The 21817-nt window shown below is 29.9% G+C and carries 15 protein-coding genes, 1 tRNA gene and 1 pseudogene; 5 read left to right on the plus strand and 12 right to left on the minus strand.

Annotated features, from left to right (window positions below; genetic code table 11):
• The first annotated feature begins 1 nt into the window (after window position 1).
• The 3 genes from L8X50_RS07085 to ccsA are packed head-to-tail and all read left to right on the plus strand — an operon-like array spanning window position 2 to window position 5385.
• The gene (locus L8X50_RS07085; protein WP_412175228.1) at window positions 2–2020 is read left to right on the plus strand and encodes a rhodanese-like domain-containing protein; all 2019 of its coding nucleotides are present in this window, start codon (window positions 2–4) and stop codon (window positions 2018–2020) included.
• A 56-nt stretch (window positions 2021–2076) separates the two neighbouring features.
• Complete coding sequence (locus L8X50_RS07090; protein ID WP_263660777.1) at window positions 2077–2676, plus strand: SoxW family protein; 600 nt, start codon at window positions 2077–2079, stop codon at window positions 2674–2676.
• A gap of 9 nt (window positions 2677–2685) precedes the next feature.
• Window positions 2686–5385 (plus strand): cytochrome c biogenesis protein, encoded by a 2700-nt coding sequence (gene ccsA / locus L8X50_RS07095; RefSeq protein ID WP_263660778.1) that lies wholly within the window; start codon window positions 2686–2688, stop codon window positions 5383–5385.
• A gap of 1 nt (window position 5386) precedes the next feature.
• Here ccsA and L8X50_RS07100 read toward each other — a convergent pair whose 3' ends face one another.
• From L8X50_RS07100 to L8X50_RS07145, 10 genes are all read right to left on the minus strand, one after another.
• Window positions 5387–5611: a hypothetical protein gene (locus tag L8X50_RS07100; RefSeq protein ID WP_133318859.1), complete on the minus strand. Its 225-nt coding sequence runs from the start codon at window positions 5609–5611 to the stop codon at window positions 5387–5389.
• The gene (gene lpxD, locus L8X50_RS07105) at window positions 5604–6563 is read right to left on the minus strand and encodes a UDP-3-O-(3-hydroxymyristoyl)glucosamine N-acyltransferase (RefSeq protein WP_263660779.1); all 960 of its coding nucleotides are present in this window, start codon (window positions 6561–6563) and stop codon (window positions 5604–5606) included. The genes L8X50_RS07100 and lpxD overlap by 8 nt, the downstream gene beginning before the upstream one ends.
• Window positions 6560–7027, minus strand: a complete 468-nt coding sequence (gene ilvN, locus L8X50_RS07110; RefSeq protein WP_039626144.1) for an acetolactate synthase small subunit — start codon at window positions 7025–7027, stop codon at window positions 6560–6562. The genes lpxD and ilvN overlap by 4 nt, the downstream gene beginning before the upstream one ends.
• Window positions 7024–8733: an acetolactate synthase large subunit gene (locus L8X50_RS07115; protein ID WP_263660780.1), complete on the minus strand. Its 1710-nt coding sequence runs from the start codon at window positions 8731–8733 to the stop codon at window positions 7024–7026. Before L8X50_RS07115 ends, ilvN begins: the two co-directional genes overlap by 4 nt.
• 83 nt (window positions 8734–8816) lie before the next feature.
• Window positions 8817–9374, minus strand: a complete 558-nt coding sequence (locus L8X50_RS07120; RefSeq protein ID WP_263660781.1) for a 2-oxoacid:acceptor oxidoreductase family protein — start codon at window positions 9372–9374, stop codon at window positions 8817–8819.
• Window positions 9371–10216: a 2-oxoglutarate ferredoxin oxidoreductase subunit beta gene (locus L8X50_RS07125; RefSeq protein WP_133318855.1), complete on the minus strand. Its 846-nt coding sequence runs from the start codon at window positions 10214–10216 to the stop codon at window positions 9371–9373. The genes L8X50_RS07120 and L8X50_RS07125 overlap by 4 nt, the downstream gene beginning before the upstream one ends.
• 1 nt (window position 10217) lies before the next feature.
• The gene (locus L8X50_RS07130; RefSeq protein WP_220566396.1) at window positions 10218–11342 is read right to left on the minus strand and encodes a 2-oxoglutarate synthase subunit alpha; all 1125 of its coding nucleotides are present in this window, start codon (window positions 11340–11342) and stop codon (window positions 10218–10220) included.
• Between the two features lie 9 nt (window positions 11343–11351).
• Window positions 11352–11666, minus strand: a complete 315-nt coding sequence (locus L8X50_RS07135; RefSeq protein ID WP_263659882.1) for a 4Fe-4S binding protein — start codon at window positions 11664–11666, stop codon at window positions 11352–11354.
• Window positions 11667–11839: 173 nt separating this feature from the next.
• A complete protein-coding gene (locus L8X50_RS07140) occupies window positions 11840–12736 on the minus strand; it encodes a malate dehydrogenase (RefSeq protein ID WP_263660782.1) in 897 nt (298 codons plus the stop codon).
• 18 nt (window positions 12737–12754) lie between these two features.
• Window positions 12755–15256, minus strand: a complete 2502-nt coding sequence (locus tag L8X50_RS07145) for an AsmA-like C-terminal domain-containing protein (RefSeq protein WP_263660783.1) — start codon at window positions 15254–15256, stop codon at window positions 12755–12757.
• Between L8X50_RS07145 and mltG the strand changes: the two genes are divergently transcribed.
• Window positions 15243–16196 (plus strand): endolytic transglycosylase MltG, encoded by a 954-nt coding sequence (gene mltG, locus L8X50_RS07150; RefSeq protein WP_133318850.1) that lies wholly within the window; start codon window positions 15243–15245, stop codon window positions 16194–16196. The genes L8X50_RS07145 and mltG overlap by 14 nt on opposite strands.
• On the opposite strand, the pseudogene L8X50_RS08350 reads toward mltG, so the two are convergent.
• Together L8X50_RS08350 and flgL are read right to left on the minus strand one after the other, a co-directional pair.
• A pseudogene (locus tag L8X50_RS08350) lies at window positions 16197–17717 on the minus strand (DNA translocase FtsK); the annotation flags it as partial.
• 1361 nt (window positions 17718–19078) lie between these two features.
• Window positions 19079–21298: a flagellar hook-associated protein FlgL gene (gene flgL, locus L8X50_RS07160; RefSeq protein ID WP_263660784.1), complete on the minus strand. Its 2220-nt coding sequence runs from the start codon at window positions 21296–21298 to the stop codon at window positions 19079–19081.
• Between the two features lie 159 nt (window positions 21299–21457).
• Here flgL and L8X50_RS07165 point away from each other — a divergent pair.
• Window positions 21458–21544 (plus strand) — tRNA-Leu (locus L8X50_RS07165).
• Window positions 21545–21817: the final 273 nt, after the last annotated feature.

The following is a 21817-nucleotide window of genomic DNA, read 5'->3' on the forward strand; positions in this document are numbered from 1 at the left end:
TATGCCATCAGGATTTATTTTTGCTGAGGCTAATGGAGAAATAGGCTCAATAGAAGGTGTAAAAAGCATTAGCTTAGCACAAGCTCAAGAAATGCTAGATCAAAACAATACTTATTTTTTTGATGTCAATTCAGAGCAAGATAGACAAGCTAATGGTTATATACCTAATTCCATATCAACCTATGTGGAAAATTGGCAAAATTTATTACCTAATGATAAAAATGCAAATTTAGTATTTTATGGTTTAAATCGTTTTAGATTTGAAGCTTCTCAAGCAGCTGCAGTTGCTATAGAACTTGGCTATAAAAACTCTGTTGTAATGCTTGATGGTATAGAATCATGGGTAACTTCAGGTAGAAAAGTTGAAAAAATAGACACAGTTAAATGGGAAAAAGCTAAAGAAATTATCGAATTTAAAGACACTATCCACTCAAGATTTAAATTTAGCAACACCCCATCTTGTCGTGATTGTCATGCTCAAAAAGGTAAAGGCATTAGAGCTGATATTGCAGCAAATAAAAACCTAATCAATCAAAAATGTGCAACTTGTCATGAAAAAGCAAGCAATGCTTTAGCAAAAAGCGCTCATGGGGTGCAAGAGTTCTTACCCGCTCAAGATATGCAAAAGAAAAAAGAAAAACCATCTTGTGCAACTTGTCACTCTATTCATATTACCCCAAAACATTCAGGAATTTATTCACAAAAACAATTAGTTGATCAAAAATGCACACAATGTCATAAACAAAAAAGTGCAACTTTTCATATGACTTTTCATGGTAAAGGTATGTTTTTAAGCACTCCAGGTGAAACTCCAAGTGTTGCTACTTGTTCTGATTGTCATGGAAAACATAATATTTTAAAATCAAGCGAAAGAAGCTCAACTCTCTCGCCAATTAACCGTGTTCAAACTTGCAAATCATGCCACCCAAATGCAAATGAAAATTTCGCAAATTGGATGGCACATGCTGATCATAGTGATGGCGAAAAATATCCTGGATTACATGGTGCTTATATATTCATGACTATTTTGGTCATTTCTGTATTTGTTTTCTTTGGAGCCCATACTATACTTTGGTGCTTGCGTTTAATTGCTATGCGTATAAAATATCCTAAAGAATGGAAAGAAGCAAGAAAAGCAGCACATGAAGATAAAGTAAGAGTAAGAAGATTTAGCACTTTTCATAGAATTCAGCATTTTTTTATGGCAGTTAGCTTTTTGGGTCTTGCATTCTCAGGCTTACCGCAAAAATTCTATGATTCAGCATGGGCTAAACCTATGATTGATTTAATGGGTGGAGATATCATTAACGCTGCAACCATACATCATATTTCAGCCATAGTAATGTTTGCAGTATTTTTCTCTCACATTGGAGAAATCATCATCGTAAATTGGAAACGCCGTGATGTAGCAAGGGATCCAATAACTGGCAAAATAAGCTTTATGAAAGTTTTAAAAGCTACTTTTGGGCCTGATTCTTTAATGCCAAATTGGCAAGATTTTAAAGATATGAAAGATCATTTTAAATGGTTCTTTGGTTTTGGACCAAGACCGCAATTTGACCGCTGGACTTATTGGGAAAAATTTGACTATCTAGCAGTATTTTGGGGTATGTTTATCATTGGTATTTCAGGGCTTATTTTATGGTTTCCTGCTTTCTTTGGTAAATTTTTACCAGGTGAAGCAATCAACTTAGCAACCCTACTTCACTCTGATGAAGCTTTACTTGCTACAGGATTTATTTTTGCAATTCACTTCTTTAATACGCATTTTAGAGCAGATCGCTTCCCTATGGATATGGTGATTTTTTCAGGAAGTATTAGCGAAGAAGAGATTAAACAAGAAAGAAATGTATGGTATAAACGCTTAAAAGAAAGTGGAAAATTAAGCACTTTATATGAAAATAAAAGTAACTTCAAAGCATATCAATGGCTAGCTAAACTTGCAGGATTTGCAATGCTAATCACTGGTTTGGTATTTTTATTTTTAATGCTTTATACTTTCTTTAACACTATCTTATAACCTTATTCGCTATAATAGCGAATAAGGACTTTTTCTAATTTTTTCAAGGATTTTAAATGTTTAAAACAATACTCTCACTTAGTTTTTTAAGTATTTTTTTTATAGCTTGTTCTAATGAAGAAAAACTTGATTCTAATTTAATCTCAAGCGGTACACAATTTTCTAAAGAAAATTTACAAAAAGCAAATGATTTAGATAAAAAATCTTATGAAGAAATAGCTCATTTATTTAAAGATAATGCAAATATAAAAAGTGATGATAAAAACATTTTAATCATTTTCAGCGCAAATCACTGCCTTTATTGTGATAAATTAAAAGAAGAAATTAAAAATGATAAAAAAATACAAGAACTTATAAAAGACAAATACAGCTCATATTATATAAATATAAGCTATAAAAAAATTCATACATTTTATAAAAACCATAAAAGTGACTTAAGTACAGCTGAACTTTCTAGTATTTATGATATAGTAGCCACCCCTACTATTGTAATTTTAAACAAAAATAGCCAAACTTTGCTAAATTATCCTGGTTTTATTAGCGCAAAAAGACTAAGCGCTACAATGGAGTTTTTAAATCAAAAAGAAAATCAAAATTTAGACGAAGCAACCATAGCACAAAAACTCATACATTTTTATAAAGAAAATAATATTTAAAGGTTAAAAATGCAGTATTTTTTTTCTTTTGCAATGAGTTTTTTGCTAATGAGCATATATGCCATAGCTTGTGCTGTGGCAACCTTTATAGAAAATGATTTTGGTATTAGTGCAGCTAAAGCTTTAATTTATAATAATGCTTGGTTTGATATGTTGCATTTATTACTAGGTTTAAATTTAATCGGAGTGATATTTTGTAACAAGCTTTTTCAAAAGAAAAAATACTCTATCTTGCTTTTACATTTATCTTTTATAGTGATTTTAATCGGTGCTGGACTTACTAGATATTTTGGCTTAGAAGGTGGAATGCATATAAGAGAAAATCAAAGCTCGAGTACCATAGTTACTAGAGAAGAATTTATAAAAATTACTGATTTTGATACTAATGCCAGTTTTGAATTTCCTATTAGCTTTACCCCGCTAACTCAAAAGCATTTTAAAAAAACTATTGACTTAAATGGCGAAAAATTAATCATAAGCTCTATCAAATACACTCCACAAAAAGACTCTATCACACCTGCTAGCTTAAAATTAAATATTAATTATCAAAAAGCAAATACACAAATAATCTTAAATCCAAATTTTACAAACAAACAAGCAGTGCATTTTAACTTACAGGGAAAAAATTTTACTATCAATTGGGGGCCAAGAGAAATTAAGCTTCCTTTTGCATTACACTTAAAAGATTTTATACTAGAGCGTTATTTAGGTTCTATGAGTCCATCTTCTTATACTTCAAAAATTCAAATCATAGATAAGCAAAACAATATTGAGTTAGATTATGATATTTTTATGAATAATGTTCTTGATTATGGTGGATATAGATTTTTTCAAAGTTCTTATGATCAAGATGAGCAAGGCACTATACTTTCAGTCAATAAAGATCCTGGTAAAATCCCTACTTATATAGGTTATACTTTATTGATTTTAGGATTTTTATGGGTTTTATTTGACAAAAACTCAAGATTTCATCGTTTAAACATTTACTTAAAAAAAGGCCAAAGTTTTATATTGTTTATTTTGCTTTTTGCAAATTCACAAACTTCGCTTTTTGCACAAGAAAATAAAAGTGAAATTTTAAATTTAATCTCAAATTTACAAAAAAATTCCTATGAGCATTCTTTAAATTTTGCAAAATTACTTGTACAAGATCATAATGGTAGAATCAAACCTTTAGATACTTTGGCAATGGAATTTATTTATAAAATCACTCAAAAAGAAAATTTTTTAAATCTTCACTATGATCAAATTTTTCTAGCAATGATGATTTATCCTAAAGAATTTAGAAAAATCAAAATGATAGCTACAAAAACAAGCAAGCTAAGAGAATTAATAGGCGCAGATATAAATGAAAAATACATAGCATTTGATGATGTGTTTGATAATGGGGTATATAAACTTAGTAATTATGTTGAAGAAGCTAACCGCAAAAAGCCTTCATTAAGAACTAGCTTTGATAAAGATTTGCTAGCCTTAGATGAAAAAATAAATCATGCATATTATATTTATAGCGGTCAAGCTTTAACTATTTTTCCTGATATTAATGAGCAAAGTTTAAAGTGGTATTCTCCGGTGCAAATTTTACCTTTTGCAAAAGAAGATGTAGAGCGTTTACAAATGCTTTTAGTTAGCTATTTTTTACAAGTTCGCAATGGTGTTGAAAATAATCAATGGCAAGATGCAAATGAATTTTTGCAATCTTTAAAAGATTTTCAAAATCACTATGGAAGTAGTGTTTTACCGCCAAAAGAAAGATTAAATCTTGAAATACTGCTTAATCATTACAATATCTTTAATAATCTAACTTTTGTTTATATTAGCTTTGCGTTAGTGTTTTTCTTTTTAAGTTTTTATACTATATTAAAAAATATTTCTTTATCTGCCTTTGTATATAGATTTTTTTACATCATTTTAAGTATATGTGTAATCATACATGCACTAGCTTTAATCATTCGTTGGTATGTAGGTGGGCATGCTCCTTGGAGTAATGCTTATGAAAGCATGATTTATATAGCTTTTGCTTGTGCGATGAGTGCTGTGATATTTTTTAGAAAATCACTCTTGGCTTTATGTGGTGCGAGTTTTTTAGCAGGCATTTCGCTTTTTGTAGCTCATCTTGGCTTTATGGATCCTCAAATTGGGAATTTAGCACCTGTTTTAAAATCATATTGGCTTAATATTCATGTTTCTATTATAACAGCAAGTTATGGATTTTTAGCACTTTGTTTTATTATAGGGATTTTGAGTTTAATTCTTTTTGCTTTAAGGGGTAAAAATAAAAATATAGATTTAAACATCGTTAAATTACACTGCGTTAATGAAATGTCTATGATAATAGGGCTTGCAATGCTTACAATAGGAAATTTTTTAGGTGGAGTTTGGGCAAATGAAAGCTGGGGAAGATATTGGGGTTGGGATCCAAAAGAAACTTGGGCTTTGATTTCTATTGTAGTTTATACTATAGTATTGCACTTAAGATTTATTTTTAAAACTTATTTTATTTTTGTTTTTGCAAGTGCTAGTGTTTTAGCCTTTTATAGTATATTAATGACTTATTTTGGAGTAAATTTTTATCTTTCTGGGCTCCATTCTTATGCAAATGGTGACGCTTTTCCTATACCAACTTTTGTGTATGTTTTGATTGTGCTTAATTTTGTTTTAATTATTAACGCAGGAAGAAAAAGGGATTTAAATACGCCTAGTTTTTAAACTAGGCTTTGCTTTTTTCTATTTCTTGAAGTGCATGGATAAGATCTTTTAAATTTTCATAAGGAATATGAACTTTCCAATCTATTCCATTTTCTTTTTTTAAAGCCACACCTATACTTAAGACATCATTGCTTCCTATACCATAAGGATTAGAAAGATTACAAAGGCTTATTTCTCCACTTTTACTGCCATGTAATTCTATAGTTTTAAATATTTTTTTACTCATGTTTATCCCTAAAAGCTGTGATAATTTTTGCTTGAAATTTCAACCAATCTTTTTGAAGCATAATAGGAAAACCACCATAAACCCTAGCACCTTCTAAATTTTTAGTGACCCCACCTCTTGCTGCTATGGTAGCAAAATCTCCTATTTCTAAATGTCCGCTTGTAGCGCTTTGTCCACCCATGGTGACATTTTTACCCAAAATACTTGAGCCTGAAATTCCACTTTGAGCTACTATAAGACAATTCTCCCCCACTTCACAATTATGCCCTACTTGAACAAGATTATCAATCTTTGTACCTTGCTTTATGATAGTGCTTTCAAAAACCGCTCTATCAATAGTCGTGCAAGCTCCAACTTCCACAAAATCTTCTAAAATAACATTCCCATTGTGATAAATCTTATAATGCTCGCCATTTTTTGTATGCGCATAACCAAAGCCATCACTACCTATTACACAATTTGCTAGCAAATGACATTTTTTACCTATTTTAGTGTCATTATAAATCACAACATTTGGATGGATTGTAGTATATTCACCTATACTTACATTATCGCCTATATAAGCTCCTGCCATTATCACTACATGATCAGCTATTTGGACATTTTCTCCAATATAAACATTTGGCATAATCTTAGCGCTTTTAGCAATTTTAGAATTTTTCTTTTCACTAGAAATTAAAGGTTTAGCAAAAAGCTTACTTAAAAGCGCAAAAGATAAATGTGGATTATCAACAACTAATTTAACACAATCTTTTGAAACTAAATTTTCAAATTCTTTTGAGACTAATATAGCTCCAGCTCCACTGCTTGCAATTTTTTTAGAGTTTTTTTCTCCATCGCAATAACTAAGTTCAGTAAAACTTGCATTATTTAATGAATTTAAAGCTGTAATTTCTATATCATCTCCGTAATATTCTATGCCTAAAAATTTAGCAATTTCACTAATTTTCATTTTACCTCCATTAAAATAGAACCACTTCTAACTACACTAATAGGATTATACTTTTTCATAGTTTTTAAAAAGTTATCGATATTTTTTGCATCATCACTTGCCATTACTATAATAAACTCATCATCACTATAAGTCACACTGCCATTATAAGCTTTTAATATGGCATCTAAACCTGCAAAATTTTCATTTAAAGCAATCTTTACCAAAGCTGTTTCTTTTTCTATAAAATCACTAGAATCAATTACCTTATAAGTAGGTATGAGTTTATGAAGTTGTTTTATGATTTGCTCAAAAACTTTTTCATCGCCTAAAGTAACGATATTTATCCTTGAGAATTCTTTATCATCAAGTGGAGCAACCGTAAGAGATTCTATATTATAACCGCGTCCTGAAAAAAGCCCGACAACGCGTGATAATACCCCATGCTCATTTAATACAATGACAGAAATTACTCTTCTTTTCATTTTTTATCCTTGTTTTTATAGCTAGGTAAAATCATATTATAAATAGCTCCACCCGCAGGTACCATAGGTAATACATCTTCATAACGATCTATAGCTACATTTAAAACACAAGTTTTTTTAGATTCTAAGGCTACTTTAAAAGCTTTTTGAAATTCTTCTTTATTAAAAACATTATAACCCTCACAATGAAAACCTTTAGCAATAGTAACAAAATCAGGTTGACTTGTTAGATCTGTATTAGAAAATCTTTCTTTATAAAACATACTTTGCCATTGTCTTACCATACCTAAAAAAGAATTATTTAAAATGATATTAATCACTTTAATTCCATAAGCACTTGCTGTCATTAGCTCTTGTATATTCATTAAAAAAGAACCATCACCTACAAAATTTATTACAACTTCTTCACCGACAGCTAATTTAGCCCCAAGTGCAGCCGGTAAAGAATACCCCATAGTTCCTTGCCCACCGCTTGTTGCAAGTTGTCTTGCATAATTAAAAGGATAAAATTGCGCTACCCACATTTGATGCTGTCCCACATCAGTAATTATCCTTGCATCAGGAGCTAATCTAGCGCATTCTTCTATAACCCATTGAGGTTTTAAAACTTCATCACTATCTTCATAGATTAAAGGATATAATTGTTGATAGTTTTGTAAAGTTTTAAACCATTCTTGGTATTTTGTGTTGTCAAAACTTTCTTTTTTTAATTCTTCTAAGGTATCTAAAATAACACTTTTAATATCCCCAACTATAGGAAAATGCGCTTCGATAATTTTAGAAATAGAGCTTGGATCTATATCAATATGAACGATTTTTGCACCCTTGGCAAACTCACTTGTTTTACCAGTAATCCTATCATCAAATCTAGCACCCACAGCAATGAGTAAATCACACTCACTTAAAGCGATATTTGCACAATAACTTCCGTGCATACCTGCCATTTTTAAATTAAGCTCATCATCACTTCTTAAAGCCCCTAGAGCCATTAAAGTTTCAACTGCAGGAATTTGACAAAAATGAATCAAATCTCTTAATTCGTCACTAGCATTAGAAGCTATACAACCTCCACCTAGGTAAAATAAAGGTTTTTGAGCATTTTTAATCAAGCTTACTAATTTTTTAATTTGCTTGATATTTCCTTTATAGGTTGGCTTGTAAGTTTTCATAGAAATTTCTTTAGGATAATGCCATATACCCATAGCAGCAGTAACATCTTTAGGTATATCAATATGCACAGGCCCTTTTCTACCTGTTGTAGCAATATAAAAAGCTTCTTTTAAAATTTTAGGTAATTCTTCGATATTTTTTACTAAATAATTATGCTTTACACAAGGTCTTGAAATACCTATAGCATCGATTTCTTGAAAAGCATCTGTTCCTATTAAAGAATTTGCAACTTGAGCTGAAATTAAAACCAAAGGTATAGAATCACTATAAGCGGTAGCTAAACCTGTAACTGTATTAGTAAAACCAGGTCCACTTGTAACTACTGCCACACCAACTTTACCACTCATTCTAGCATAAGCATCAGCGCTATGTAAGGCCGCTTGCTCGTGTCTGACTAAAATGTGTTTAAAATGAGTTTGTTTGTAAATTTCATCATAAATATTTAAAGCCGCACCACCAGGATAACCAAAAACTACTTTAACATTTTCTTCTTTTAATGCTTCACAAATCATTTGCGAGCCATTTAGCTCTTTCATTATTTTACCTTTTTGCTTAAAATGGAAAATATTATAACGATAATTTAATAAATATTATTTTACAAGAAAGAGTTTCTTGAAAATCAAGAAACTACTTGTGCTTTTTTAGCGTATTCTATACCCAAATCAAAAGCTTTTGCATTTGCCTCTTTAGTTTTTGCAGGTACCATATCAAGCATAGTTTGTTTTAATGCATCAATATCAATACATTTACTCATATAAGCAGCTATAGCTAAAGCAACGACTGATTGAGTAGCTACATTCCCTACTTCTTCTTTAGCTATAGTAATAATAGGAATTTCAAAAATTTTCCATCTTGTATAATCTTCTTTACTTGGATGAACTAAATTTGGCTCTATAACTATAACACCACCATCACAAACACCGTCTTTAAAACTATGATAACCTTTATCAGCAGTTGAAAGCATAAAACTAACTTCACCTTCCACTGCATAAGGAAAAAAGATTTCATTTTCATCAACGATAATATCAACCTTAGTTGGCCCACCTCTAACTTGAGAAGTATAAGTAGAAGCTTTAAAAGCATTACGCCCTTCTTTAATGGCGGCTTTAGCTAGAATTTCACCTGCAGTGATAACCCCTTGTCCACCTTCACCACAAAATCTTAATTGATATTTCATTTTAATACTCCCAAATCAACCATTCTTTTTTCTTTCAAGGCTCTTCTAACTTCCTCATAAGCTTCACAATATTCTGCTTTGCTTTCATCTTGGTGTAAAATTCCTGTAGGGAATTTATCCGCTCTTTGTTCATAGTCTAATTGTTCAAATTTAGACTTTTCAACACAGCGATTTTTAATCCAATCAAGCATGCTTACAGCTTCGCCCATTTTGTTTTTTCTACCTAGGTTAATATGGCAGTTTGAAAATACATCTACAAAACTATAACCTTTGTGAGATAAAGCTTTAAAAATGATATTTTCAAGCTTATTTGCCTCTATAACATTTGTTCTTGCTACAAAAGAAGCCCCAGCGGCTTTAGTAAGCTCACAAGCATCAAAATTTGGGTCTATATTACCTGCTTGAGCTGTAACAGTGTAAAAGCCTTGTGGGGTAGTTGGTGAAGTTTGTGAATTTGTAAGACCATAAATAAAATTATTGATTAGAATATGAGTTAAATCTATATTTCTTCTACATCCATGGATGGTATGATTTCCACCAATTGCTAAAGTATCGCCATCTCCGCTTACTACGATTACATGTTTTTTAGGGTTTGCTAGTTTAATCCCTGTTGCATAAGCAATAGCTCGACCATGAGTAGTATGGACTGTATTGCAATTTACATAAGAACTCATTCTACCACTACAACCTATACCAGAAACTAAACAAACATCATCCATATTCCAGCCAAGTTTTTGAATAGCTCTAATAATAGCTTTTAAAACAACACCATCCCCACAACCCCAGCACCATTGTGTTGGAAGTTTATCTACTCTTAAATATTCATCATAATTAAAAGCCATTTTACATATTCTCCTTTACTTTAGCAATAATTTCACTTGGGGTTATAGGGCGACCATTTGCACGGTGCAAGCTAATAAAATCATCTCTCTTACTTACTCTTTGAATTTCTTCTAAATATTGCCCCATATTAAGCTCACTTACCATAACTTTTTCAAATTTAGATACTACTTGAGCTATTTTTTTCTCAGCTACTGGATAAAGGGTAATAGGTCTAAAAAGCCCTACTTTTAAACCCTCTTCTCTAAGTCTTAAAATAGCTTCTTTGGCAGATCTTGCAACGCTACCATAGGCGATGATTAAAAACTGCGCATCATCACACATAAACTCTTCATAAGTACAAATTTCATTAGTATTATTTTTGATTTTACCAAATAATCTTTTGATATTTTTATCTACTATTGCTCCATCTTCTGTTGGAAAGCCTATGTCTCCATGATGAAGTCCTGTGATATGATAACGATAACCTTCAAAGAAAGGATTTAGTGTGGCAGCTTCATTTTCACCTGCTGCATAAGGTTTGTAATCTTTTTTATCGCCCGTAAATTTTTTTCGGTTGATAATTTCTAATTCTTCTAAATCAGGTAATTTTGCCTTACCATTCATGTGTCCTATGGTTTCATCTAAAAGCAAAAATACTGGAGTCATGTATTTTTCAGCTAAATTAAAAGCTCTAATAGTTTCAGTGTAAGCTTCCTCTAATGAAGCAGGAGCTAAAGCTATACTTGCATAATCTCCATGCGTTGGAGCTTTTGCTTGAAATAAATCACCTTGCGCAACCCTTGTTGGAAGACCAGTTGAAGGACCACCTCTCATAACATTTACAATTACTAGTGGAATTTCAGCTATAAAACCCAAACCAATTTGTTCAGCTTTTAAAGAAATTCCCGGTCCGCTGCTTGCTGTCATGGATTTTACTCCACTCATAGAAGCACCTAAGGCCACGCTAATACCCGAAATTTCATCTTCCATCTGTATAAAAGTACCATCATTTTTTGGTAACATATGGCTTAGTTCATGTGCTATTTCAGAACTTGGGGTAATTGGATAACCACCAAAAAATTTACAGCCACAATCAATCGCAGCTTTGGCTACTAAAACATTACCTGTTGATATAACTTCTCTCATTTTGTTTTCCTATGCATTTAGTTTTTTGTATTTATTTTCTTTAACAGCTTGTGCTCTTTCTTTAGCTTCTGGCGTAAGCTTTGCAAATTTAAATTCATCTCTTTTGGCAACAAAAATCGCAAAATCAGGACAGTGACTTTCACATTCACTACAGCCTATACAAGAATCAGGATAAACCACTTCTATCATCTGTCCTAAAACTGCACTGATTTCATCTCTCATTGCTAAAACTCCGGCTGGACAATAGCTAACACAGATATTACAAGCCTTACATCTTGCTTCATCAACCCAAACTGGTGTATTCTCTGGAGCAATCATTAATATTCCTTTCTAGTTTTTTGTAATTTTCTAATGATTTTTTATTAAAAATTATTTTTAAAACAAACTTTTTATTATAGCGAATTTATAGCATGATTAAATATTATTTAAAAGATAAAATAAAACTAATAAGATTTTATAACACAAAGTAACATTAGGAGTAAAAAACTCCTAAAAAATTATTTATAATTATACTGAATAAAAGAATTTTCCAATGCAATTTGTTCTTGATTGTCTAATTTTAATTCTAAAGTTTCAAGCACCCCATCAAGACTAATCCTTGCCATAACTCCAAAAGCTTTTTCTCTTATGCCATATTCTCCATCTAAAATCACACATACTGGTAAAAATTCTCCACTTTTTAAAGCCTCTATCATTCTCACGCAAGCACTAGCAGGAGCTAAATAGGCTGAAGTTTTTAAATATTTTATAATTTTAGCACCACCGGTTTTAACCTCTTGTTCAATTTGAATAATATCTTGCTTATTTAAGACTTCACTTAAAGCTTTATTTTGCACTTTACTTTGAGATTTTACCAAAACCATACTATCATTGTGAAAACCTATAAGCTTAGTATCTATATAAGAAGTTTTTATATCTAATTTTTTGCTCACTTCGTATTTAAATCTAGCATTATCTAAAACACCTGCCATAGCAATGATTTTTTTTAATGAAAATAATTTACTTTCATAAAGAGCGTTGAGTAAAAAATCTACAGGATTGCTTACTATGATAAACAAAGGATCGTTGTTAAATTTTTTAATATTTTTTGCACACTCAAGCATAATTTTAGAATTAATAGCAAAAAGCTCATCTCTACTCTGACCTTCTTTTCTAGCTACACCTGCACTAAAAATAACCACTTGAGAATCTTTTGAGTATGTATAATCATCCGTACAAGTTATTTTAATATCAAAATTAAAAGCGGCTATGCTTTGACTTAGTTCTAATTCTCTAGCAAAAAGCAAGTCTTTATTAATATCAATCAATATAATCTCATCTATTAATTCTCTTAAAATTAAAGCATAAGCAATGCTTGCACCGACATTTCCTGCTCCTATGATGGTAATTTTCATCTTAGCTCCTTTGTGGTATTATTTAACTAAATTTGTCGGTAATTCAAAAATATTTTTTATCAAATGATAAGGAAGTTGCAAACTTTGTGCGATAAGTTGAGTTTTAAACTCGGGATTATCAATTGTTCCACCTAGTTTAATTTGTGTGCTAATTTGCCTGTCTTTGCCTAATATAATTTGATTGATAATTGGAACTTTAGAAATAACCGAACTAGCTGATTTTAGCGTTCTAAGCTCTAATAAACCATCCACTTGACTACTTCTTAAATTGATTTTAGCTTGACCTAAAATATCTGCACTATCACCATTAAAATTTAGCGCATCTATTTCAAAAAGATCTTTTTTGCGATTAAAACTTATACCAGCATTTTCTACACTAAAACCTTTTTCATTAAAAGTTGGGGCTTTAAATAAAATCAAACTAGGTATTGTATCAATAAAACTTAAGAGTTGCTGATGAAATTTTAAATCTTTTAAATAAGTATCTTTAAATAAAAATTTGCCTTTAAAAAAATCAGTACTATTACCATCTACATAAAGATTAAACTCGCCTTTTTCAAAAACATTTTGACGCATAAAAGTATTCAGAAAATCATCATCCATTTTTAAAGCTCTAATTTGCATTTGATTTTCTTTAAGCAAAAGCTCAAATTTAGACTCATTTCTATTAGCCCAAGCTTTTATATAGTCTTTTTTGATTTTAGCATTAAATTGATCAAAATCTAAAGTTTTGTTAAAATCTTTTAAGATCAAATCTATATTTTTAGCACTGATATTGTAATTTGAATTTTCAAGATTATCTAGTGTATTTTCTGTATCTTGTTTTGAAAATAATAAATTAACATTATTTAAAGTAATGTTAATATCATCATTGTCTTTTTGTGCAAAAACACTACCACTTGCGCTAGTTAAATTAAAATCTTCTCCTTTTATTTTTATACTAAAACTATCATACTCATAAGGATTATTATCCTTATAGAGTAAAAATGATTCAAAAGTGGTATTATTTATATCTACATCAAAATCTTTAAAATTTAAAGTGTCTAATGACAACTCTCCATCATGCACATTATTTTTTTGCATTAATTTAGAATAAGTCTTATACTTTGCAAGCTTAGCAACATAAACAGACATACCTTGATCAAAATTTAGAGTCGTAGTAAGCTCTTTATTATATAAACTGATATTTTTATCATAGTTAAGATCTAAATCAAGAAATTTATTTTCCATTTTTAAGCTATCTTGTGGTAATTTTAAATTTGTTATAAAGGTCTTAAAATCACCTTTTTTTTGCTTTAAATCAATACTTGCATTAAAATCACCGCTGATTAATTCACTTTGTACGCTTGCATTTTTAATCTCTAATTTATCTTTTTGTAAATCAATATTTGCTTGTATGATTTTAAAGTCACTTATATTTATATTAGAATTTACAATATCAAAATTTCCTTTATATGAAATTCTTTCAGGATGTTCAAAAGGAATTTTCAAAACTAAATCAGTCTTTGTAATACCATTGTTTTGTAAAAATGGTAATTTTATATCATACAAACGCAAAATTTTATTCACTCTATAATCAGCTCTAGCATTGTCACTTTTTATGCGTATATAAATTCCTGCTTTTTCATTTAGCATATTGTCTATATAAATTTGACTTTGATTGAGATTGTAATTGTTAAAATATAATTTATCATAGATAAATTCTAGTTTTTGTTTATTAAATTCAAGCCTTACAAAAGGACTAATGATAGGATCTATACCTTTATCTAAAACCACCTTCAAATTATTTACATAACCTTTAGCACTAATATCATTCAAGTAATATCTATGTTTTCCAAAATCTGCAAAGCCATTTAATTTCTCTATAAAATAAAAATCAGCCTTTACCTTACCGCCCACCCAAAGAGCAAGATTAGAAGGCAAATGCACTCCATTTTCCACTAAAATATCAAAAATTTTTGAAATATTATTTGAGCTTATATTTTCTAATTCATAAGCAATTTCTTCTCTTTTAAGTGAGAATTTGACATCACTTTTTAAAAAATCACTATCAATTTCTCCTTTAAAAGTATAAAATTTTGTCTTAGGATTGATAAGTAAAGAGCCAACTACACTAAGGTTATGATCTTTTAAAAGAAAATTATCAATATTAGCTTGTATATTTTTATCACTAATTTTCAAATTGACTTTTACTAAAAGATTTTTACTGTTTACAAAAAATAGATTATTTTTATAAATTAATTCTACGGGATAGTTATTAACAAAAATTTCATCTATATTGATTTCTTGAAAAAACCAATAAATATATTTTACATCTTTGATAAGCTGTACAGCTTTACTCGCACTAGTTTCATTTTGAGTGTTTTGATTTTGAGAATTTACTATAACTTTTTTTGCATTTAAAATGAGTTTTTTATCTAATTTAATATATAATTTCTCCAAATTAATAGAAGAAATTTCTAATTTTTCTATGTAAATTCCATTTTTGAGGTAAATAAACAAAACAATGAAAAGTATCATAGGTAATGCTAAAAATTTAAGAATTTTTTTAATATGTTGTGATTTGATTTTAATTTTTCTTTTATCCATTTTTTATTATCTACTTTTACCTATAAAAACAAACTCTGTAGTTTTTATACCACAAGGTTCTGTTAGTAAGATTATAACGCAATTAGATAAAAATAACTATAAAATGAGCAATATTGATAAATATACTTTATATTTTTTAGGCCATCCACAATCTGGCTGGATAAATATAGGCACAAAAGAACTAAATAGAGCTGAATTTTTACATAAGCTTACCGTCGCTAAGGCAGCACTTGAAACTATTACTTTAATTCCTGGGGAAACGACTGAAATTTTCTTTGAAGAATTAGCACCAAAGTTGAATTTAAATGCCAAAACCTTAATGCAAGAATTTTACAAACAAAGCCCTTTTAAAGAAGGTATGCTTTTTCCCGAAACTTATAAAATTCCAAAAGGCATTACAGAAGAGCTTTTAGTAAAATATCTTTTGGCTTACTCTGCAAGTGAATTTAAAAAACTTTCTTATAAAATTTTTAGAGAATACAATGAAAAAAAATGGCATGAATATATCATCATTGCTTCCATTATACAAAAAGAAGCAGCGAGTAATGAAGAAATGCCTATAGTTTCATCTGTGATTAGAAATCGCTTAAGAAAAGGCATGAAGCTTCAAATGGATGGGACATTAAATTATGGAAAATACTCTCATGAAAAAATCACTCCACAAAGAATAAGATCAGATAATAGTTCTTACAATACTTATAAATTTAATGGCATACCAAAAGAAGCTGTGTGTAATGTTTCATTTGAAGCTATTAAGGCGGCTATTTTTCCTGCTAAAACAGAATATTTATACTTTGTAAGAGATAAAAAAACCAATAAGCATATTTTTACCTCTACTTTAAAAGATCATAACAAGGCAATAAGAAATTGATTATAAAATTTCTCTTTGGCCTTTTGCATCAGGTTCACTTAAAACACCTGTTTGTGAAAGTTGTTCTATAATATTTGCTGCGCGGTTGTAGCCTATTTTTAAGCGTCTTTGCAAATAAGAAATACTAGTTTTTCTATCTTCTAAGATTACAGCCTTTGCTTCTTCATAAAGTTCATCTAAATCTCCATCATCAAATTCACTTCTTTTATAAGCTCCATCTTGACTATCATCTTTTAAAAAGCTCTCATCATATTCTACTACTTGTTGAGCTTTTAAAAACTCTACAATATTTTCGATTTCATTTTCACTTGCAAAAGGTGCGTGCAAACGCACTAAACCACTCATACCAGGAGGAGTAAATAAACAATCTCCACGCCCTAATAAACTTTCAGCCCCCATAGAATCTAAAATAACCTTAGAATCTATCTTTTGCCCTACTTTATAAGAAATTCTACTTGGTAAATTTGCTTTTACAACACCAGTAACAACATCTACTGAAGGGCGTTGCGTGGCTACGATCAAGTGAATTCCACTTGCTCTTGCCATTTGTGCTAAACGACCTATATAAAACTCTACATCCTTACCTGCTGTCATCATTAAATCAGCCAACTCATCAATAATCACTACAATAAATGGTAAAATTTCTCCACCTTGTTCTTTGATCTTTTCGTTGTAATTTTCTATATTTTTAGTTTTTGCTTCAGCCATCAAACGATATCTGCGTTCCATTTCAGCCACCATATTTGATAAAGCATTTACCGCCTTTTTAGGATCAGTAATTACCGGTGTAAGTAAATGTGGAATATCATTATAAATACTAAATTCAAGCATTTTAGGATCTATCATCATTAATCTTAGTGTTTTTGGCGAATTTCTATAAAGCAAAGATAAAAGCATAGAGTTAATTCCTACACTTTTACCACTTCCTGTAGTTCCTGCTATTAAAAGATGAGGAAGCTTTTTAAGATCTGTGATGAAAGGATCGCCTACTATATCTTTACCTAAAGCTATAGTTAAAGGTGAGCTAGAATTTTTAAATACCTCACTTTCTAAAATTTCTCTTAAGTAAATCGTATCGATTTTTTCATTTGGAACTTCAATTCCCACTACATCTTTACCTGGAATTGGAGCTTGAATTCTTATAGTTTGAGCTTTTAAAGCCATAGCTAAATCATCTTGTAATGATAAAATTTTACTTACTTTAACATCTGCTGCTGGGCGAAATTCAAAAGTAGTTACAACAGGACCTGTGTAAGTTCTAACTACATCGCCACCTATTTTAAAGCGTCTTAATTTTTCCAATAAATCATAAATTTTTCTATCTATTTCTTCTTCATTTATCTCGCTTTTGCCTTCTTTTGGCATAGTTAAAAAATCTAAAGGTGGTAAAGAAAAATCTTTTGGTTTTTCAAAATTTCCAAAATCAAGATCTTTCAACAAGGCTTTGTTTTCACTCACTTCATTAGTGATAGAATGGTGTGTTTTATTTTCTATTACTTCTATTATAGGCTCTTGGGTAATCTCAAATGGAATTTTTTCTTCTTTAACTTCATTTTGTGCTTCTTCTACTACAAAAGGACTTTCATAGTTTCTTTTACTTCTTAGCTCTTCTATACTAATAGGCTTGGCAAAATCATCTTCACTAAAATCAAGTTCTTTTACTTCATTTTGTGGAATAAAATCTTCATCTTTAAATTCTTTTACCCCTAAAAAGCTAGTTTTATTTTGAATTTTTTTAAACTCAGCTTCTTTTTGTGCTTCTATAGCATTTAATTCTTCAATTTTTTTAAAATCCTCATTAAGCTCTTCTAAGATTTTTTCTTTTTGCAAGGCTTTATATTCTTCTAGCAATTTAGCTTTTTGTAGCATTTGCTCACGCTCTTTAAGCTCTTTAGCAAACAAAGAATTTTCTTCTATCACCTCTTCTTTGTTTTCGTTTAAATCCATATTGCGTCTTTTATAGCTTGGTTCATCTAAATTTTTACTTTTTAAAGTTTGAGTATAAATATCTTCACTTTTATTTTTGTATTTTAATAAATACTCTTCAGGGGTCATTTCATCTTCCTTTATATTTATTTGACTAGCTTTTTGAGCAAAACTTGCAATAGGCTCTGAAAGCTCATGAATATAACTTGAACCTAGCTTTTTATCCTCTTCACTAATCACAACCTCTTCTAATTCTTGATTTTTTAAATCTTCAAGATTAAATTTTTTATTCTCTTGGATTTCTTTTTTTGGTAACTTTTTTTCCTTGATAAGTTCTTCTGTTTTATCTTTAATTAAAAGCTCTTGTTTGAGCTTTTCTTGCTCTTCTTTAGTTTCATTTTCATACTTATCGCCACCAAAAAAGCCAAAAATTTTATTTTTAATTAAAGTTTCAAGTTTTAAATAAAAATCAAAATCAAGCTCTATTTTAAATACTTCTTTGATAATTTGCGGAAAAGAAATACTAAAAGCAAAAGCTAAAAGCAAAATCACCAAGATCAAACTTCCTATTTTTCCAAAAAGTCCATCTAAGATTACAAACATAGCAGAGGCTATATAGCCTTTATCTTGCAAGAACGCTGAAGCAAAAATAAGTGAAGCAAAAATACAAGCAAAAACAGCCACACTAAATCTACGCTCTATAAGTTCAAAATTATAGTTATTTTTATACAAAAGATAATTAAACCAAAAAAAGACAAAAGGGTAAAATTTAGTCAATGATCCAAATAAAAAATAACTAAGTTTTGCCAAGGAATACCCTATAATACTTACTAAAGCTTGATCGGGTATCAAAGCACTTAAGCAAAAATAAAAAATAAAAATATTAGAAATAACAAAAATAGCTTCTTTTTTTATAATATATCCTTTATAAAGAAAAAAGCTATTATATCAAAAAATTATAAGTAGTTTAATAAACTAATTTGAGAAATTTTAGAAGTAGCCGAAAGCATAGCTTGATAAGATACCATAGTTTGCATAAACTGCATATAAGTTTGCCCATAATCAGCATCAGTTACACCGCTTTTAATAGAAGCTACATTGATATTTAAAAAAGTCATTCTTTTATTTGTCTCTTCTATATTATTAGTGTAAGCTCCTATGGTTGTTTGCATTTTTCTAACATGATCTTGCAAATGATCTATTCTTTCTAAAGCCCCTTGTAAACCTGTATTTCTAGGATCACTTCCTTCTGAATCAGCCCTCATACTGCCATTTAAAACAGCATCTATCATCTCATCTAAGTCTTTAATCAAATCAACATTTGGATCATCAATAGTTAAAGAATTATTTGCACTAAATACAAAACCTGATCCATCGCGTATTTCTCCTGCTGGAGGAAAACCGCTATTTGAATTTGAATCTTTAATAGTAAGACCTATATTAGTGTTACTTGAAAATTTATCAGTAATACTTATACGACCTTTATAGTCCATACTAACTTCAACAAAACCTTTAGAATCATTTATATTTTGTTGAATGGTTTGAAAATCTCCATTGTTGATAGTACCATTTGCATTTGCATTTATAGTTGCTGTAGGAACATTATCACTTGCAAACATACCGATAATATCATTTAACTGGCCATAAGTAATATCTTCAGGTCTAGTTTGCATACCCACTGCATTACCTGTATTTTCATTATATTGAGAGTGAGTAATAGGAAAACTTATAGTTTGGCCATTTTGATCAACATAACTTACTGTTGAATCTCCTAAATTTATAGTTACATTATAAGTTCGTCCGCTTTTAGAAACAATTTCCATTTGGAGTTGTTGACCTTGCATGCTTCCATTGGCATTTGCTACAACTTCACTTAATTTTGTACTATCAGTAGCATATTCACTTGTACCTTTAATCACTTGAGAAACATTACCAAAAACAGTATTTCCATCTTTTTCAAAAGGCACATCATAACTAGCCCCATTAGTTTTATCACCATTGATGTTACTTTTAATAAAATCTGTTTTGTGTAAGTCTATGTTAAACTGCTTACCACCTACTGTTACTTGTATTGGACTTTGAGCATTGTTTAAATTACCATCTTTAATTGCTGCATTCATAATACGCTCTGTAACTTGAGCCATTGTAATACCTTCATCTTTAGCAGCATCACTCAATTCTTTAATTTGCTCTGGATCTAAAAGTTGTGGAGTCATAGCAACAGCATGAAAATCTAAAGAACTACTTCCTTCTTTTAAACTCTTTATTTCTATCTGCCCGCTATCATTTAATGCTACTTTAACAACCTCATTTCCCTCTGTATTTCCATATAATCTTCCAATATTTTTTAATACATCTTCAATTTTTGCATCAGGATCTATATCTAAAGTAGCTTTAAAACTTGTTCCATCAGGTCTAACACCTTGAATATACATAGTCGAATGTGGGAAAGAGAGTTTTTCATCATAGCTATCACCAAAATGCTCATCGGGCTTAAGTTCTCCATTTTGAACATAGTTTTGGCCTATTAAATGTGAAAATTTAGATTCTCCGGTTAAAAATTCTTTTTTGTCCGGATAACGAGCATCAGTAAAAGAAACATTTGTTGAAATAATTTTATTGATATTTGAATCAGGCTTAAAAAATAAATCCCATCCAGGTATATTATAAGGAATTTGGGTGCCAGCACCACTTACTACAAAAATATTATCTTTATTCCCAGTATAATTTCCATAATTATCAAAAGGTTTATTTGCACTATTTGATCCTGCAAAGAGATATTGCCCATTGATACTAGTATTAGCAATATTTACAATAGAATCTCTTACAAGTTTGAGTTCTTTTGCTATAGCCTCTCTTGATTCTTGAGAATTACCATCACTTGCAGCTTTTGTGAGTAATGTTTTAAATTTTTCTAAAAGTTCTGTGATATTTTTCAAGGCAGTATCTGTGTTTTTTGCTAGCTCCATAGCAGATTGAGTTCCTTGAACTATTTGACCTATGTTTGCCATCTCATATTCTAATCTTGAGCCATTAATATAAACATTTGCATTTTCCCAAGAATGCTGAATAAGCTGACCTGTTTGTAGCTGCAAATTATATTTATTAAGCAAAGACTGACCATCTGTGTAGTTTTGTATAGAAGTGTAGTAATTATACTGATTGCTAATTCTCATTATTTTGCTCCGCAAATAAATTTTTTTAATTATTTACAAGCAAAAAAAGTTCCAAATTTTAATGATATTTAAATTTTTTATATAAAATATTTTATATTGTTTTAATTTTTTTTTAGTATAATCCCATATTCTATTTAATTATTTTAAAACTTTCAAAAAGCCCGAGTGGTGAAACTGGTAGACGCGCCAGACTCAAAATCTGGTAAGGGCAACCTTGTGTCGGTTCGAGTCCGACCTCGGGCACCATTTGTTTTTTACTCCCAAGTGTTATTTTTTGGCAAATTATATTCAAAATATTAAAAAAGAGTTTTTATTTTAATTAACAAATCACACCTGCTAAATCTATCATTTACCTACTTCAACCTCACATTCATAATCATATTAGATAAAAAGATACTATCTTTATTAAAGCTTTTTAAGTTATATTCTAGTTTTAAGTATCTTTTTTGTATATCTTGCATTAAAGTTGAAAGATTGTATAAACTTAAACTTTCTAATATATTTATAAGTTCTATCTTG

Origin of the sequence: Campylobacter sp. CNRCH_2013_0898h, assembly GCF_025772965.1 — a bacterium.
Classification (GTDB): Bacteria; Campylobacterota; Campylobacteria; order Campylobacterales; family Campylobacteraceae; genus Campylobacter_D; species Campylobacter_D lari_D.